The organism is Amycolatopsis sp. lyj-90 (assembly GCF_046549035.1).
Classification (GTDB): Bacteria; Actinomycetota; Actinomycetes; order Mycobacteriales; family Pseudonocardiaceae; genus Amycolatopsis.
Window position 1 is genome coordinate 212138 of record NZ_JAJPWP010000007.1, and the last position, 15998, is coordinate 228135.

At 70.2% G+C, this 15998-nt stretch carries 17 protein-coding genes; 5 read left to right on the forward strand and 12 right to left on the reverse strand.

Annotation, left to right across the window (positions count from 1 at the left end; all coding sequences use genetic code 11):
• The first annotated feature begins 55 nt into the window (after nucleotides 1–55).
• On the forward strand, nucleotides 56–181 hold the full coding sequence (locus ACLJPX_RS27290; protein WP_007031507.1) for a hypothetical protein: 126 nt from the start codon (nucleotides 56–58) through the stop codon (nucleotides 179–181).
• A gap of 46 nt (nucleotides 182–227) precedes the next feature.
• Here the strand turns inward: ACLJPX_RS27290 and ACLJPX_RS27295 are convergent, their stop codons facing one another.
• Both ACLJPX_RS27295 and ACLJPX_RS27300 read right to left on the reverse strand, forming a co-directional pair.
• Nucleotides 228–1079, reverse strand: coding sequence for a SigB/SigF/SigG family RNA polymerase sigma factor (locus ACLJPX_RS27295; protein WP_410602912.1), 852 nt, complete (start codon nucleotides 1077–1079; stop codon nucleotides 228–230).
• 105 nt (nucleotides 1080–1184) lie between these two features.
• Nucleotides 1185–1526 (reverse strand): STAS domain-containing protein, encoded by a 342-nt coding sequence (locus ACLJPX_RS27300; RefSeq protein WP_410602914.1) that lies wholly within the window; start codon nucleotides 1524–1526, stop codon nucleotides 1185–1187.
• 65 nt (nucleotides 1527–1591) lie between these two features.
• Here ACLJPX_RS27300 and ACLJPX_RS27305 point away from each other — a divergent pair, with 65 nt between their 5' ends.
• The 3 genes from ACLJPX_RS27305 to ACLJPX_RS27315 all read left to right on the forward strand — a co-directional run bounded on the left by ACLJPX_RS27305 (nucleotide 1592) and on the right by ACLJPX_RS27315 (nucleotide 4145).
• Complete coding sequence (locus ACLJPX_RS27305) at nucleotides 1592–1969, forward strand: VOC family protein (RefSeq protein ID WP_410602916.1); 378 nt, start codon at nucleotides 1592–1594, stop codon at nucleotides 1967–1969.
• A gap of 75 nt (nucleotides 1970–2044) precedes the next feature.
• Complete coding sequence (locus tag ACLJPX_RS27310; RefSeq protein WP_410602918.1) at nucleotides 2045–2827, forward strand: GAF and ANTAR domain-containing protein; 783 nt, start codon at nucleotides 2045–2047, stop codon at nucleotides 2825–2827.
• Between the two features lie 355 nt (nucleotides 2828–3182).
• Nucleotides 3183–4145 carry a hypothetical protein gene (locus ACLJPX_RS27315; RefSeq protein WP_410602920.1) on the forward strand — a complete coding sequence of 321 codons (963 nt, stop codon included), beginning with the start codon at nucleotides 3183–3185 and terminating at the stop codon, nucleotides 4143–4145.
• Here the strand turns inward: ACLJPX_RS27315 and ACLJPX_RS27320 are convergent.
• The 9 genes from ACLJPX_RS27320 to ACLJPX_RS27360 are packed head-to-tail and all read right to left on the reverse strand — an operon-like array spanning nucleotide 4121 to nucleotide 13648.
• Complete coding sequence (locus tag ACLJPX_RS27320) at nucleotides 4121–5503, reverse strand: MATE family efflux transporter (RefSeq protein WP_410602922.1); 1383 nt, start codon at nucleotides 5501–5503, stop codon at nucleotides 4121–4123. The two genes, ACLJPX_RS27315 and ACLJPX_RS27320, sit on opposite strands and share 25 nt — an antisense overlap.
• Complete coding sequence (locus ACLJPX_RS27325; RefSeq protein ID WP_101609883.1) at nucleotides 5500–6558, reverse strand: PLP-dependent cysteine synthase family protein; 1059 nt, start codon at nucleotides 6556–6558, stop codon at nucleotides 5500–5502. Before ACLJPX_RS27325 ends, ACLJPX_RS27320 begins: the two co-directional genes overlap by 4 nt.
• Nucleotides 6555–7901 (reverse strand): Y4yA family PLP-dependent enzyme, encoded by a 1347-nt coding sequence (locus ACLJPX_RS27330; RefSeq protein ID WP_410602924.1) that lies wholly within the window; start codon nucleotides 7899–7901, stop codon nucleotides 6555–6557. The genes ACLJPX_RS27325 and ACLJPX_RS27330 overlap by 4 nt, the downstream gene beginning before the upstream one ends.
• Nucleotides 7892–8875 carry an ornithine cyclodeaminase gene (locus tag ACLJPX_RS27335; protein WP_410602926.1) on the reverse strand — a complete coding sequence of 328 codons (984 nt, stop codon included), beginning with the start codon at nucleotides 8873–8875 and terminating at the stop codon, nucleotides 7892–7894. The genes ACLJPX_RS27330 and ACLJPX_RS27335 overlap by 10 nt, the downstream gene beginning before the upstream one ends.
• Nucleotides 8872–9501, reverse strand: coding sequence for an ABC transporter ATP-binding protein (locus ACLJPX_RS27340; protein WP_410602928.1), 630 nt, complete (start codon nucleotides 9499–9501; stop codon nucleotides 8872–8874). The genes ACLJPX_RS27335 and ACLJPX_RS27340 overlap by 4 nt, the downstream gene beginning before the upstream one ends.
• Before the next feature lie 2 nt (nucleotides 9502–9503).
• The gene (locus ACLJPX_RS27345; protein WP_410602930.1) at nucleotides 9504–10247 is read right to left on the reverse strand and encodes an ATP-binding cassette domain-containing protein; all 744 of its coding nucleotides are present in this window, start codon (nucleotides 10245–10247) and stop codon (nucleotides 9504–9506) included.
• The gene (locus tag ACLJPX_RS27350; protein WP_410602932.1) at nucleotides 10244–11050 is read right to left on the reverse strand and encodes an ABC transporter permease; all 807 of its coding nucleotides are present in this window, start codon (nucleotides 11048–11050) and stop codon (nucleotides 10244–10246) included. The genes ACLJPX_RS27345 and ACLJPX_RS27350 overlap by 4 nt, the downstream gene beginning before the upstream one ends.
• Entirely contained in the window at nucleotides 11043–12059 is a 1017-nt protein-coding gene (locus tag ACLJPX_RS27355) for an ABC transporter permease (RefSeq protein ID WP_233223000.1), read from the reverse strand. The genes ACLJPX_RS27350 and ACLJPX_RS27355 overlap by 8 nt, the downstream gene beginning before the upstream one ends.
• Nucleotides 12026–13648, reverse strand: a complete 1623-nt coding sequence (locus ACLJPX_RS27360; protein ID WP_410602935.1) for an ABC transporter substrate-binding protein — start codon at nucleotides 13646–13648, stop codon at nucleotides 12026–12028. The genes ACLJPX_RS27355 and ACLJPX_RS27360 overlap by 34 nt, the downstream gene beginning before the upstream one ends.
• A 190-nt stretch (nucleotides 13649–13838) precedes the next feature.
• On the opposite strand from ACLJPX_RS27360, the gene ACLJPX_RS27365 reads away from it, so the two are divergent.
• Nucleotides 13839–15164 (forward strand): amidase family protein, encoded by a 1326-nt coding sequence (locus ACLJPX_RS27365; protein WP_410602937.1) that lies wholly within the window; start codon nucleotides 13839–13841, stop codon nucleotides 15162–15164.
• Here ACLJPX_RS27365 and ACLJPX_RS27370 read toward each other — a convergent pair.
• Entirely contained in the window at nucleotides 15127–15996 is an 870-nt protein-coding gene (locus ACLJPX_RS27370; protein WP_410602939.1) for a LysR family transcriptional regulator, read from the reverse strand. The two genes, ACLJPX_RS27365 and ACLJPX_RS27370, sit on opposite strands and share 38 nt — an antisense overlap.
• Nucleotides 15997–15998 lie beyond the last annotated feature (2 nt).

Here is a 15998-nt window from a genome sequence, read left to right on the forward strand (position 1 = left end):
CGGCGATCTCGAGCGCTACAGAGAGAGAAGACCCGTTCTTATCCAAGGGAGTGACATGTCCGCTACCGCCACGCCGGAAGAAACCGCTCTGGCCGTCCCCGCGCTCGACGACTTCGACTTCCCGCTCACCGACGGCGCCGCCTGCCGCATCGACGACCCGGACTGCGAAGCCTGCCAGTAAGCCGTTCGTATGAGGGGGACGGGGACGTACAGCGTCCCTGTTCCCCTCAGGTTTCGATCCTGCCGCGCAGGTCCTGAAGGATCTTCGTGAGCAGGCGGGAAACGTGCATCTGGGAGATGCCGAGACGTTCGGCGATCTGCGACTGGGTCAGGCCGTCGAAGAACCGCATCGTGACGATCGCGCGATCCCGGTCCGGCAGCCGCTTCAGCAACGGGACGACGGTGTGGCGGTCTTCGATGAGCTCGAAGCGGGAATCCAGCTCGCCCACCACGTCGGCGAGCGGCGCCGAGCCGTCACCGTCGTTGACGGGCTTGTCCAGCGACGAAGTTTGATAGCTGTTCGCGGCGAGCAGGCCTTCCCGGACGTTCTCGACGTCCACATCCAGGTGACCGGCGAGTTCGGTAGGCGTCGGCGCGCGGCCGAGGAGCTGGGTCAGTTCCGTGGTCCCCCGGGTGAGCCGGGTGCGCAGTTCCTGCATCCCTCTCGGGACGTGCACCGCCCAGCCGGTGTCGCGGAAGAAGCGGCGCACCTCGCCCATGACCGTCGGCACCGCGTAGGCCAGGAATTCCCCGCCCAGGCCGGGGTCGAACCGGTCCACGGCCTTCATCAGCCCGATCCGGGCCACCTGGACCAGGTCTTCCCTCGGCTGACCGCGTCCGCTGAACCGGACGGCGATGTGTTCGGCGACCGGCAGGAATTCGAGGATCAGGCGTTCGCGCAGCCGACGGCGCTCAGGGTGATCCGCGGGTAGAGCGGCCATTTCGTCGAACAGAGGGCGGCAATGCGAGTAGTCGTCACCCCGCCGCGTCTTAGTGCCGCTGCGGTCGCGCGAAACCGGTAGCGCCTCGTCACGCGAGGTGGACCGGTCGAGATCTTCCACGAGGGACGGCGCGTTCATCGAAGGCTCATCTGTCCCTTCCGGACCGGCGTGACGTTTTCCGTCAAAGCACTGATACCCGTCGGTCCGGAGCGGCAAACATCGACGCGCGACGAAAAACCCGCCCTACTCGACGATCTTCAACGTCGGCAACAGGCCGGTGAGTTCGATGGCCCGGCGCACCACCTTGGAGGGCACCAGCCCCAGGTCGGTCTCCGATTCCGCGCACTGGCGATTCAGCTGCACCAGCACGGACAGGCCCGAAGAATCGCAGAAGCCGACACCGGTCAGGTCGATCACCGCCGCGCGGGGAGCGCCCTTCAGCAGCGCGAGGACCTCGGTCAGGAGCCGCGGACTGGTCGAGATGTCGATATCGCCGGTCACTTCGATCGTGATGGCGTCGCCCGAGCGCGCCGCCCCGACCACGGTGAGAGGAGCGGACTGCCCGGTATCAGTGTTGAACGCCATTCAACGACGGTAGAAGGCCCCAGATCGGCCTGCAACCCTCAAGGCCGCTCGCTACCCTCGGCGCCATGGCCTGCCGCATCACCGAACTCGTCCTCGACTGTGCCGATCCCGTCCGAATGGCGGCGTTCTGGTGCGAAGTCCTCGGGTACGTGGAGCTCGGCGTCGAGGGTGAGGACGTCGAGATCGGCCCGCCCGGAACCGGATTCGGCGGCCCGCAACCCACCTTGATCCTGAGCCGCAGCGACGACCCGAAACCGGGCAAGCTCCCCTTGCATCTCGACGTGAACCCCACCGACCGCGATCAGGACGCCGAACTGGAGCGTTTGCTCGCCGCCGGTGCGCGGCCCGCCGACGTCGGCCAGACCGGGGAGGAGTCGTGGCACGTGCTCGCCGACCCCGAAGGCAACGTGTTCTGCCTGCTTCGCCGGCGCGTCGATCCCTGAGACACGCACCTCGATTGGAGGCGGCAGGCACGGGGTATCCGGTGAGGGACAAGGAAACCTAGTGGACGGGCTTCGATGGCGGACGAACGACTGTGGCAGCGTGACAAGGCGGAATTCGGCTCCGGCGCGAACGCGCCGGAGGGTCCTCTGTCGGAGCAGTTCGTCGAACTGACCCGTCTGCTGCTGGTCGCTTCGACCCCCGCACAGGTCCTCCAGCAGGTCATCGACGCCGCGTACCGGGTGGTACCGGGCGCGGATCTGGTGTCGATCACTCTCCGTGCCCCGGACGGGACCTTCCACACCCCTGTTTCGACCGGCGAGGTGGCCTTGGAGCTCGACGAGGTGCAGTACCGCGCCGGAACCGGCCCTTGCGTCGATGCCGCCGCCGACGGGAGCCCTGGCCACATTCGCAGTGACGACCTGGCGAACGAGACGAGGTGGCCGGACTTCTCCCTGGCCACCGTCCGGCACGGCTTCACTTCGATCCTGTCGACCGTGCTGGTGCCCGACGCGAAGCCGCCGAAGCTGCCCGGGGCGCTGAACATCTACGGCCGCCGCCCCGCCGCCTTCGACGCCGCTGCCCAGGACATGGCCCTGCTGCTGGCCACCCACGGCTCACTCGCCCTCGCCGCCACCAGCGCCGTGAGCCGGGCGGACCTGGAGGCGAGGCACCTCCGGCGGGCCGTCGAGTCCCGCGACGTCATCGGGCAGGCGAAGGGGATCCTCATGCAAAGACGCGGGCTGACCGCCGACGAGGCCTTCGACCTGCTTCGCCGCACCTCCCAGGACCTCAACGTCAAACTCGCCGAGCTCGCCGCCACCCTGGCCACCCGGCACACGGAACTCGACATCCCCTGAGGACGCGGACGGACCCGTTCACCGCGTGCCCGGCGGAGACCATCGGTCCGGTTGGTCGTGAGTGCAGGTCCCCTTTCCCGAGTACATGAAGGCCCCCTTCCTGTACCTAGGCGCAAGGAAGGGGGCCTTCATGTACCGCAGAGGAGAGCCAGAGCGGCAGTGGCGTGGCGGGCCGTTGTGAGGGCCGCGCCAGCCAGTCCGGGTGTCGCGAACTTGCGAACACTCGCACGCAAAATCCTGTAGGTACCTAGGGCGCCCTTGGCTATAACCCGAATCGCCACTCACGACCGCCGTTTCAAAAGGATCTACTCCGGGTAGCCGGTAACACGAGCCATGACTTGCGTGAGGTGAGTTCATGACAGGGACCGGAAAAGGCAAGCGGCCGGACCGCATCGGGATCACCGACGTGGAGCGCCTGGAAACCGCGGTCGACGTCCTGCGCGCGCTGGACTACCGGCAGGGCGGCGCCTTTTGCCGGGACGCGGTGCACGTGGTGAAGACGGTCAGCCTCCTGCTCCATTGGGGCGCCGTCCCGGCCGCGCTCCGGTCGCGGTTGCTGACCGTGCTCGCCGATCTGCACAATCTGCTGGGCTGGACGGAATTCGACATCGGCCACCGGATACCGGCGCGGATCCGGTTCGACCGCGCGCTCGACCTCGCCGCCGAGGCGCGGAACGACAATCTCGTGGCGAACATCTGCTATCGCCTCGGCAGGCTGGCCCTCCACCATGACGACGTCGAGGGCGGGCTCGGTCACCTGCGGCGGGGTCAGGCCGCCGCCCACCGGTCCGGATCCCGGCGGGCACAGGCGATCCTCACCGTCAACGAGGCCTGGGCACTGGCCAAAGCGGGTGACGAGCGTGCCGCCCTCACGAGTTTGGGACACGCGGAGAGCCAGTTCGAGGGAGCGGACGACTGGGCCACCGCACGCCCCTGGGAAGCCTTCTTCGGCACGACGGACATGGCCGCGATGCGCGGTACCGTCCTGACCGAACTGGCCCACGTCGTCACCCCTCGGCACAGCGACGAGGCGATCGACCGGCTTCGCGACGCCACCGCGGGCTACGGCGCGGACATGTCCCGCAGCCTGGCGCTCACCTTGATCATGCTCGCGCAGAACCACGCGCTCCAGGGCGATTTCGACGAAGCGGTCCGCACCGGGACAGAGGCGGTGGACCTCGCGCGCGGCCTCGGTTCCGCCCGGACCAAGGACCGCCTCGCCCCGCTGGCGGACCTGCTGCGGAGCCACGCGACCGATTCCGGCTCCCGCGACCTGCTCGACCGGATCGACCGCTACCGCGCGGAACCGGCCCCGTAGCCGGCGAAGCGCCGTCCGAGCAGGATCGCGGTCGCCGCGAAACCGAGACACAGACCGGCCCACACGCCCCAGCCGCCCCAAGCGAACCCGTAGGCGCACAGGAACATCGCGGGCACGCCGACCACCCAGTACCCCACAAGAGTGCAGCGAAGCCCGGAAACGGTGTCACCGAGCCCGCGCAGCAGGCCGACGAGGATGTTCTGGGTCCCCTTGCTGTACTGCTGCGCGATGGCGAACACCAGCAGGGTCGACGCGGTGCCGAGCACCACCGCGTCCGCCTCTCCGTGCAGGAACGGCCACAGCAGGAACTCGGGCACGACCAGGTATCCCAGGCTCACCACCGCCATGAAGCTCCACGAAAGGGTGAGTGCCTGACGCGCGATCACCGGAGCCCGCCGCGGTTCGCCGTGGGCGACCGCGCGGCTGACCAAAATGGACGACCCCTGCGACAGCCCGATGTTGGCCTGGTAGACGATGTAGGCGAGCTGGTTCGCGACGTTCGACGCGGCGAGCATCGCCGGGCCGAAAGCCCCCATCAGCACCGTCGCGATCGAGGTGATCGCGGCCTCCGATCCGTAGGTGAAACAGATCGGGGTCCCGTGCCGCACGATCCGCCGGACCACCGCCGGGTCCGCGCGCCAGAGCGCGAGCGAGACCATGGGGCGCAGCCGCGGGTCCTTGCGCACGGCCGAGGCGAACACGGCGAGCGTGAAGAACTGGACCAGCGTCGTCGCCAGCCCGATCCCGGTGACGCCCAGTTCGGGCAGCCCCGCCCAGCCGTAGATGAAGGCGGCGTTCAGGGCGGCGTTGACCGCGATCGACACGCACGTCACCGCGAGGAGCGAACCGGGACGGCGCAGCCCGACGGCGAACTGGCGCAACACGTTCAGCCACACCATCGGGAACAGCCCGCCCGCCAGCGCGAACATCATCGCCCTGGCGAGCGAGACGATCTCCGGCTTCTGCCCCAGCAGGGGCAGGGCGGCCGCCAGTCCACAAAGGACGGCCGCGCCGACCGCCGCGGTCAGGGTCGCGACGAGCAGCGCCGACCGCAGGAGCGACCGGATCTCGTCCCGCGCGCGCTCGTCGGGTTCGTCCGTGCCGGTGCGGAGTTCACCGGCCCCGGCGGCCGTGGCCACCAGGTTCCCGACGCCGGTGACCATGCCGACGCACATGGTGCGGATCTGGTTGTAGAGCAGGATCGCCAGGCCGCCCGCCGCCACCGCGGTCACCCCGAGCAGGCCGAGCATGGCCAGGTCGACGCTGGTGAGCGCGACCTGTGCCAGCTGGATCCCCGCGATCGGCGCGGCCAGCGCGACGAGCGCCCGGTAGCCGCGCGCCGCCACCGCCGTGGTCACGCGCCCACCGCCACCGGTGCCGAACGAGCCCGCCGGTCGCGCGTGGCCACCCGCACGGACTCGGCGTAGGTGGTGAACCAGCGGTCCATCCGGCGATGGGCCAGTTCGTCGAGCACTCCCCTGGCGCGCAACCACTCGTCGTCGTAGACCGAGTCGAGGTACTTCTCCCCGGCGTCGTTGCAGAGCACCACGACGACGCTTCCGGCCGGATACGAGTAGAGCCGCCGCAGCGCGACGTGGATCGCGCCGCCGGTCGTCCCGCCGACCAGGACACCGGTGCGCCGGGCGATGACGCGGGCACCGGCGAAGGCGTCGCTGTCGGACACGCGGTGGGCTTCGCCGATCACGGACCGGTCCACGTTGTCCCCCACCGGGAATCCGGCCGGGCTGCCCGCCCCGGTCTGGTGGTAGATCCCCGGCGCGCCACCGAAGATGATCGAGCCGACGGGTTCGACGGCCACCGCGTGGGTGCCCGCTCCCGCCGCGCGCAGGGCCCGGGCGGTCCCGCACAGGGATCCGCCGGTGCCGATCGCCGCGACGAGCACGTCGACGTCGCCGAGCTGCTGCACCAGTTCCCGCGCCAGTCCGGCGTAACCGTTGCCGTTGCCGGGATGGTTGTGCTGGTCCGGGTGATAGGCGCCGGTTTCGGCGGCGATCCGCGCCGCGACCTGCCGCCGCTGGACCGAGCTGACCCCGCCGTCCGGCGGGCAGTCGACGAACACCAGTTCCGCGCCGAGCGCCCGCAGCATCCGGAGCTTTTCGCGGGCGGCGTGGTGATCGACGATGGCGGTGAACCGGTAGCCGCGCTCCAGCGCGACCAGCGCGAGCCCGTTCCCGGTGTTGCCGGACGTGGGTTCGACGATGTGCCCGCCCGGCAGCAGACGGCCGTCGATCTCCGCCTCGTCGATCATCTGCCGTGCCATGCGCACCTTGCACGAGCCCGTCGGGTTGAGGTGGTCGAGTTTGAGCAGGAGCCGCGTGCCGGTACCGGTGCGCGCGAGCTCCAGCAGCGGCGTGCCACCGATCAGGTCGGACGCGCGCTGGACGATCGTCATCGGATCTCCTGGATCGGGTAGTCGGTGTCGACGTGCCAGCGGTCGCCGTCGAGCACCACCTTCGGCGGCAGGGGGAGCTGGTGGAAACCGCTCTCGTTCTTGTCCATCTGGTAGCCGGCCGTGTTGGGGTACACGAGCAGGTCGCCGCTCTTCGGCCGCGCGGGCAGTTCCACCGCGCGCCAGGTCAGCACGTCGTACTCCATGCAGCTCGACCCGGCGACGATCGTGCGCACCGGCTCGCCGCCCGGCCCGTCCTGGCGCACCAGGAGCGGATCCGGCAGGAACTCGCTGCCCTTCCACTGTTCGGACAGGCTCATGGACAGCCCCGCGACCGTGGTGATCAGGTGGTCTTCGGCCGGTTTGCAGCCCAGCACCGGGAACACCGAGAACCCGGCACCGTCGACGAGGGCCCGGCCCGGTTCGAGCAGCAGCTCGATCCCGGCCGCGCGCAGGCGATCCGCGAGCGGTTTCCCGGCGATGTCGTGCCGGAGGATGGCGGTGACCATCGCCGCGCCCGTCGGCGTCTGGTGATACGGGTAGGTCCGGGCCGGATTGCGGCCACCGTGGAACCAGCCGTCGTTCCTGCCGGACTCGAACCGCTCCCAATCGCCGGAGTCCACATAGGACACGGCGATCCCGCCGCCGATGCTGATCTTCGACGCGGGATGCCCGAGCGCGCGGGCGTCGCGGCAAAGATCGATCAGGTACGCGGCGAGTTCCGCCCGCGGCACGGGATCGTAGCCGTCCAGATGGAACGAGAAACCGCGTACGACGACGGAATCCGCACACTGGCGCACGGCCATCGTCAGCGCTTCGGGGGCGAACCCGAACCGGCTCTCCGGCGCGGACGGCGGCCGCACCCGCAGCAGCACCTCCGCCGTCTCACCGAGCTCGGCGGCCAGGCGCGCGACGCGTTCCAGTTCGTCGGCCGCGTCCACCGCGATGAGGCAGTGATGCCGCAACGCGAGCCAGAGGAGGCCGTCCGGTTTGGCCGCGCCGGTCACCCCGATCGCTTCCCCGCGCAGGCCGTTTCCGAGCGCGTGCACCAGTTCGGGCACGCTCGCGACGTCGACCCCGGCACCGGGCCGGGCACATTCCCGCAGCCACGTCGCCGCCTTGTTCGCCTTCTTCCCGTAGTAGACGGTGCCCGGCACGCGCTCGGCGGCGAGCGCCGCGATCATCCCGTCGAGGTTTTCGGCGAAGGATTCCGGATGGACCACGTGGAACGGACCGCCGCCGATCGCGCGGGCGATCTCCCACAGGGTCTCGGAATCGCGTAACCGTGGGGCCCACGGGCGTTCGAGCGCGGGCAAGGGCGGGGACAGGGTGTCGATCAGGTCCACAGCGCCACCTCGCGGCCGCGGCCCGCGGCGATGGCGCGGGCGGCCAGCGCGTGCGCCACCGGGATGTCGGTGATGATCATGCCGCTGCTGAAGGCGAACACGCGGTCGTCGTCACCGCGGCGGCCCTGCGCGCGGCCCGCGAGGATGTCCGGCAGCTCTGCGTCGATGCGGAACACGCCGTCCGGGCCCGCCATCCGCTGACCGGTCACCTCGACCTGCGCGCCGTTGGTGGCCACGGTGTAGTCGGCCTCGGCGAGCGTGCCCTCCTGGACTCCCTTGCTGGCGACGGAGATCAGCAGCCCGCCCGGCGGCAGCCAGCCGAGACGGATCTTCGGGTGCGCGGCCCGGCCCGAAGCGGCGACCACGATGTCGGACTCGCGCGCCGCGGCTTCCACGTCGTCGACGAGTTCGACCTCGCGGTCCGGGAACCGGTCCTTCACCGCGGCGACGCTGTCGCGCAGTCCGTCGGGATGCGTGCCGAACAGCCGCAGCCGTTCGAGCTCCGGCAACGCGGTGAGCAGGTACGGCAGGGTCCGGATCCCCTGCGCGCCGGTGCCGACCATGAGCGCGGTGCGCGCCCCCGGCCGGGCACAGGTCCGCGCGATCAGCGCGGTGCTGGCGGGCGTGCGGGTGGCGCCGACCCGATGGCAGTCCATGAGCGCGAACGGGAGGCCGGTGGTGTCGTCGTAGAGGGTGATCGTCGTGTAGTACTTCTCGGCCGACGTGCTTCCCTGCCGGTAGCTCGTCTTGAACGCGGCCTGTTCGAGGGAACCGTCGTAGCCGAGCATCGAGTACGCGACGGCGTCCCGCGCGGGATCCGGCATCGGCACCATCAGCTTCGCCGGGTTGCGCGACGCTCCGGACGCGTAGGCGAGGTAGCCGTCTTCGACCATCGTGATCGCCTCGTGCGGCGCGAGTTCGAGGTTGTGCAGATCCGTCCGGGTGAGGATGTGCAGCGAGGGGCCGGAGTTCATGAACGGTCGACCTTTCTGGTGGACAGGATGGTGGACGGTGCGACACGCGCGTCCCGGATCTCGAGAGCGCGATCGGAGCACGCACCGACCAAGGGCAGGTCATGGCTGATGAAGAGCACGCCGAGGCCGTCTTCGTCCGCGGCACGGCGCACGGTCGTGACGACGGCGGCGGTCGTCGCCGGATCGAGCGCGGCGGTCATCTCGTCGCACAGGAGGTACCGCGGTTCGCCGACGAGCGCGCGGGCGATCGCGGCCCGCTGCAACTGCCCGTCTGACACCTGGCGCGGGTACCGGTCCAGCAGTCCGGACGGAAGATCAGCCTTGGCGCACAAGCGTTCCCAGTCGACGCCGGACTCCGTCGCGCAGATCTCGATCGACCGTCGCAGGGTCAGGCGGGGATCGACGGACCGGCGCGGGGACTGGAAGAGCATCGCCACCCGGCCGCCGATGCGCACCTCGCCTTCCAGCGGTTTGTCGAGTCCGGCGAGGACGCGGGCCAGCGACGTCTTGCCGCTGCCGGACGGCCCGACGAGACCGACGATCTCCCCCTGGCCGACGTCCAGGTCGACGCCGGAGAGCAGCGGCGTGCGGCCGTGGCCGACCGCGACGGAACGAGCCGAAAGCATGATCAACTCCCGTAGTGACGGTCGGCGGGCAACGGATTCAGCCCGTTCTCGGGAAGCGCGGCGAGCAGGTCGCGGGTGTAGTCGTGCTTCGGCGTCGTGAGGACGTCGGCCGCGCGCCCGGTCTCGACGACACGCGAAGCGAGCATCACGGTCAGGTCCGCGTCGTCCGGCAGCACACCGAGGTCGTGGGTGGTCACCAGGACGACCCGGTCCCGGCCCAGCCCGGTGAGCAACGCGACGATGTCCCGCGAGCGGTCCCGGTCGAGCGCGGACGTCGGTTCGTCCGCGACCACCACCGGCGGATCGCCCGCCAGCGCGGCCGCGATCGCCGCCCGCTGCACCATCCCGCCCGAAAGCTCGTGCGGGTACTTCCTCAGCGCGCCGGCTTCGAGGCCCACGAGCGCGAGCAGTTCCTCCGGCCCGCGTTCGCCGCGAAGGTGGCGAACCGTTTCCGCGAGCTGCCCGCCGAGCCGCCGGACGGGCGTGAAGCAGGTCATCGCGGACTGCGGCACCACACCGATGACGCTTCCCCTGCGCGGTTCCGGATGGCCGTCGACCGACACCTTCCCGGTCAGCTTCGCGGAAGCGGGGAGAAGCCCGGTCACGGCCGCGCACAGGGTCGACTTCCCCGAACCCGAGCCGCCGATCACGAAATGCGGCCTGCCGGGCAGGGCGACGAGATCGACGTCCGTGAGCGCGTGACCGGCGGGGAACCGCACGTTGACGCCTTCGAGCGACAGCGTCACGCCATCACCTCCGGACGACGGGTCAACGACCGGCCCAGCGCCGAAAGCGCCAGGGTGACCGCGACGATCGCGCCCGCCGGGAACACCAGCCGCCACCAGTGCCCGAGCAGCAGCGCTTCCCCGGACTCGGCGAGCAGCGTGCCCAGCGAGGCCTGGTGCGGCGGCAACCCGACACCGAGGAAGGACAGTGTCGACTCGTGCCATACGGCGTGGGCGACCAGGAGTACCGCGGCCACCCCGGCCTGACCCGCCGCGACGGGCAGGAAGTGGATCCGCGCGATCCTTGCCCCCGGCAGTCCCCTGAGCCGCGCCACCTGGACGTACTCGGCGTCACGCAAGGAAAGCAGCTCGGCGCGCACGACACGGGCGGTCGCCGTCCAGTGCGTGAGCACGAGCGAAACGACGATGGCGACGAGCGAACCCCGGAACAACGTGACGATGAGCAGGGACAGCAGGAGACTGGGGATGGCCGTCATCGCGTCGGCGACGCGCATCCCGATGCGGTCCCACCAGCCACCGAACGCCCCGGCCGCGATACCGACGAAAAGCCCGACGATCGTGGACAGGACGGCGGTGGCCAGCGAGATCCCCAGCGACACCCGCATACCCATCGCGACCAGGGTGAACAGATCGCGTCCCGAGGCGTCGGTACCGAACCAGTTCGGGGTTCCGGGTCCCCGGTCCCCGGCGGCGAAGTCCGTGACGGCTTCGTCGATCGGGTGCACGATCGGGGTGATGATCGCGTAGGCGGCCAAGACCGTCACGGCCGCGCCCGCGATCCAGGCGGCACGTTTGTCAGCCATCGGCCTCGATCCTCGGGTCGACGGCGATCGCGGCGGCGTCCGCGGCGAGGTTGCCCGCCACGACCAGCCCCACCGTGAGCACGGTGACGATCGCCAGCAGCGGGAAGTCCAGCGCCCGCGCGGAATCCACGGTCGCGTCGCCGAGACCCGGCCACGCGAACACGGTCTCCACCACGGTCGCGCCGACGAGCAGCTCCGGCAGCCTTCCGCCGATGAGGGCGAAGAAGGGCGCCGAAGCCATCGGCAGTACGTGTCCACTGTGGACGACGCGTGGCGGGAGGCCGCGGGCGTACGCGCCCCGGACGGCGTCGCTGCCCATCGCCCCGGTGATGGCTTCCCGCAGGCCCAGCGCCAGCCACGGCACCTGCGAAACCCCGAGGACCAGCGCGGGCAGGACGAGATGGCGCGCGGCCGAAGCCGCCGTGATCGGCTCCCCCGGATCCGTGAGTCCCGACGTCGGGAACAGGCGGAGCGTGACGGCGAACAGCAGGACCGCGCCGAGTGCGACGATGAACGGCGGTACGGCCTGCAGCACCACGGCGATCGCGCTGATCACCTTGTCGGCGAAACCGCCGGCCCGCAGCCCGGCCGTGATCCCGAGCGCGCACGCCAGCACCACCGCCACCACCGAACCGGCGAAGCCCAGCAACGCCGTCCACCCCAGCCGTTCGGCGAGCACCTGCGCGACGGGTTCGTGATACGCCCGCGAGTACCCGAAATCGCCGGTCACCGCGCCGGAGATCCAGTGCCACCAAGCCGAGATCCAGCTCTGGTCGAGCCCGAGGGTGTGGCGGAGCACCTCGCGTTCGGCCTCCGTGTAGCCGTCGCCCGACCCGCCGAGATAGGCTTCGAGCGGGTCGAACGGACTGGCCGCGGCCAGCGCGAAGGCCGCCAGCGAGACGACGAGGACCAACGGGACGCCGAACAGCAGGCGGCGTACGGCGAGACGACCGATCCGGGCGCGGCGCGACCGCGTCACTTCCGCGTCCAGCGCGCCAGGGAGTACCACGGTCCCCAGGCCACGCCGTGGCTGTGCGGTTCCAGCGCGGTGGCCCCGGGCCGCCAGCCGTTGTCACGCAGCACATACACGTGGTTCTCCGCGACGAGCGCGAGCATGCCCGGCGCGGCGTGGTAGGCGGCCTGGAAGTCCCGGTACAGCTTGGCGCGCTTGGCCGGATCACGTTCGACGCGCGCCGCCTCCAGCGCTTTGTCGACTTCCGGGTTCACGTAGTCCGAGGCGTTGTCCCACTTCGATCCCACGCCCTTGGCCGCGTACCGGGAGTGGAACTTCGGGTACAGCTGAGTGTCCACTGTGTACGGTTGCCCGCCCCCGCCGAGCAGGAACGCGGTGCTCGCCAGGTACTGCGGGGTCATGGTCGACTTCTCCACCGCGACCGGCTTCATCTCGATGCCGATCTTCTTGGCGTCGGAGACGGTGGCCATCGTGAGATCGCGGCGCAGGGTCTCCGTCGGGTAGTAGGCCACGTCGAACTGCGCGCGGCGGCCGTCACGTTCGCGGACGCCGTCGGCGCCGACACGCCACCCCGCGTCGTCGAGAACCTTCCGCGCGCGGTCCGCGTCGAAGGTGAAGTCCTGCGCGGGATCGTAGGCGTCACCGAACAGCGGGGTGACCAGGGTCGAAACGGGGGTTCCCTCACCCTGCAGGATGTCGCGGACCATCGCGCCGCGGTCGACCCCGAGGTTCAGCGCGAGCCGGACGGCCGCGTCACCGGCCACCGGGTTGCCGCTGGGAAGCGTGACGCCGAGCCAATCGTTGGCCTTGCTGACCACCGTGCGGTAGCCGTCCTTCGCGACGGCGCGCGCGAGCGCCGGGGACAGCCGGGTGCCGTCCGCGCTGCCCGCGAGTTGTGCCGCGCGAGCCTTCTCGTCGTCGGTTCGCCGCACCACGAAGGTCTTCACCTGCGGTTTGGTGCCCCAGTACCCGTCGCGCGCGGTGAGAACGACCTGATCCGGCCGCAGCTCCGTCAGCGCGTACGGCCCCGTCCCGACCGGGTGGTCGCCGAGCGGCAGCTTGTCCGCGGGCCCGGGCGCCGCCAGCGACTCCGACGGCGCGATCGCGAGGAACAACCGGTGCGGCACGTCGCCGTAAGCGCCGTTCAGCAGGAAATCGACGGTGTCCGGCCCCGAGACCTGTGCGGTACGAAGGAAATCGAAGTTCGCCGCGATCGGCGACGCGAACTTCGGATCGACGACGGCGTTGTACGTCGCGACGACGTCCTCGGGCCCGAACGGCGTCCCGTCGGAGAACGTGACGCCCTTGCGGGTCTTCACCCGCCAATGGCCGAGGTCGCCGTCGACGGGCTCGGGCGCTCCCTCCGCGAGAACCGGGACCGCGTCCGGGATGCGGTCGTCCTGACCTTCCGCGACGCGGTACAGGCTCTCGTAGATCTTCGATTCGCCGTTGCCGCCGTGTCCGGTCAGGGGATTGAACCTGCCGAGTTCCTCGGCGTCGATCACGACGAACCGGTCGGGCGCACCCCCGGACGCTCCCGGTGCACCGCAGCCGACGAGTGCGGCGGCGGAGAAGGTGACGAGTGATGTGACGAGCAGGCGCGAAGGCCGACGATGGAAAAGCACGGCCGCAGCTTAATGAAAATGATAGTCTTTATCATTAACTGTGAGCCTTGTCACCCTCCAGGTCGTGAGCTGAAGGGGCCTTTCCCCGCGTCTCACGCGGTGAAGGACGCTTTCGTCGCATGACATGAGGGGAAAGCGTCCTTCAGCCCCCTAAGCTGGCTCACCTCGCCGAACGACCGCAGGAGCCGTCATGAGTGGATCTTGGAATGCCGCGGAAAGCCGCGCGCGGGCGGAAGAAGTCCAGGATCTCCACGCGATCGGCCATCTCGCGCGCTCCGACGGCGACGGCCTGACGCGGACCGGCCCGCTGGCGGGACTTCCGTTGGTGATCAAGGACAACATCCACGTCGCGGGCATGCCGAACACCGCGGGCACCCCGGCGCTCGCGGACCACGTCCCGCGCGAGCACGCGACCGTGGTCCGGCGGCTCGTCGACGCGGGCGCCGTCGTCATCGGCAAGGCGACCATGCACGAACTCGCGTTCGGCATCACCTGCGACACGACTCCGCTGGGACCGGTCCGCAACGCCTGTGACCCGTTCCGGTTCGCCGGGGGCAGCAGCGGCGGGACCGCGGTCGCCGTCGCGGCGGGCGTCGTCCCGGCCGGTCTGGGCACCGACACCGGAGGCTCGGTCCGCGTTCCCGCCGCGCTCAACGGGGTTTGCGGGTTCCGGCCCACCACGGACCGCTACCCGTCCGACGGCATGACACCGCTGAGCAGCACCCGCGACACGGCCGGGCCGATCGCCCGCACGGTCGGCGATCTCGCCCTCCTCGACGCGGTCCTCGCGGCGGAGGAACCGGAGAGCCTGAACGAAATCCCGCCGCCGTCGCTTCGGCTGGGCGTGCCACACGGTTTCCTGACCGGCGACTTGGACGACGAAGTCGAAGAACTGTGGGCGTCCGCGGTGACCCGGCTGAGCGCGGCCGGGTTCACCCTGGTGCCGATCGACGACACCACGCTCGCCGAACTCAGCGCCGATCAGGGAATGCCGCTGGTGATCCACGAAGCAGGCGTCGGACTCCGGTCCTACCTGAGCGAGTACGTACCCGGAGTTTCGTTCGAGCAACTCGTCAAGGCTGTCGCCGCGGCCGATGTCCAGGCGATCTTCGCCGAGTCGGTCCTACCAGGTGTCGATCCGGCCGTCTACGAAGCGGCCCTCATCGCCCGCGCGGCCCTGCGTCGCACCTACGCGACGATCTTCGGCGAGAGCGGCATCGACGCGCTGATATTTCCCACCACACCGGCGATCGCCCGGGACTTCTCGTCCGTCGCGAACTTCGTGCACCGCGGGCGCGTGGTCCCCACCTTCCCGACCTTCATCCGCAACTGCCAGCCCGGCAGCATCGCGGGCGTCCCCGGCCTGACCGTCCCGATGGGCCGCGGCCCCAGCGGCCTCCCCGCCGGGCTGGCGCTCGACGGCGCCATCGGCGAGGACCGGAAACTGCTGGCAGTCGGCGCTTCCGTCGAACGAGCCCTCAGCCGACCTGGACGCTGGCCTGAAGCGCGCGGATGAGCGCGGTCGCGGCGGGCGGGTCCGGCGGATCGCCGTAGGTGACGGCGTAGATCTGGCGAGGATCTTCCGCCAGTTCGGTGATGTGGATGCCCGGCAGCCGATGAGCGCGAAGCGCCAGGCGGGGCAGCGTGGTGACGCCCATGCGCGCGGCGACCAGTGACTGCATGACGACGATGTCGTCGCTGACCAGGGAAATGCGCGGGGTGAACCCGGCCCGGCCGCAGATCGTGACGAGCTCGTCCTGACATCGGGTGCAGCCGCCGATCCAGATCGAGTCACGGTGGTCGGCGATGGTCTGCCCCGGCTCGCTGGTGATCAAATAGATCGGGTCTTCGAGAAGATGGACCAGCCGGAGTCCCTGGTCCTCCCGCGGGGTGTCGGCGTACCGGAAGATCAAGGCGACGTCGATCTGCCCTTCCCGCAACATGCGAAGCGCCTCGACCGGATGTTCGTCGACCAGTCCCAGCTCGATCCCGGGATGGGCGCGGGCCAGCGAAGCGGCCGCCTCGGGAACGATGGTGCTCAGCACCGACTGGAACCCCGCCATCCGGACCCGCCCGGCCCTCAGTCCCACCTGCGCGGCCAGCTCCGCCTCGGCGCCTTCGACCCGGCCGACGATCTCGGCCGCGCGGGCGGCCAGCAGGTTTCCTTCGGGGGTGAGCCGAATTCCGCGGCCGATCCGCTGGATCAGCTTCGCTCCGGTCTCGGCTTCCAACCTCGCGAGATGGTGGCTCACCGCCGGCTGGGTGTAATGCAGTTCCTTCGCCGCGGCGGTCATCGAACCATGCCGCGCGACAGCGTCCAGCACCATCAGTTGGACCAGATTCAGCATAC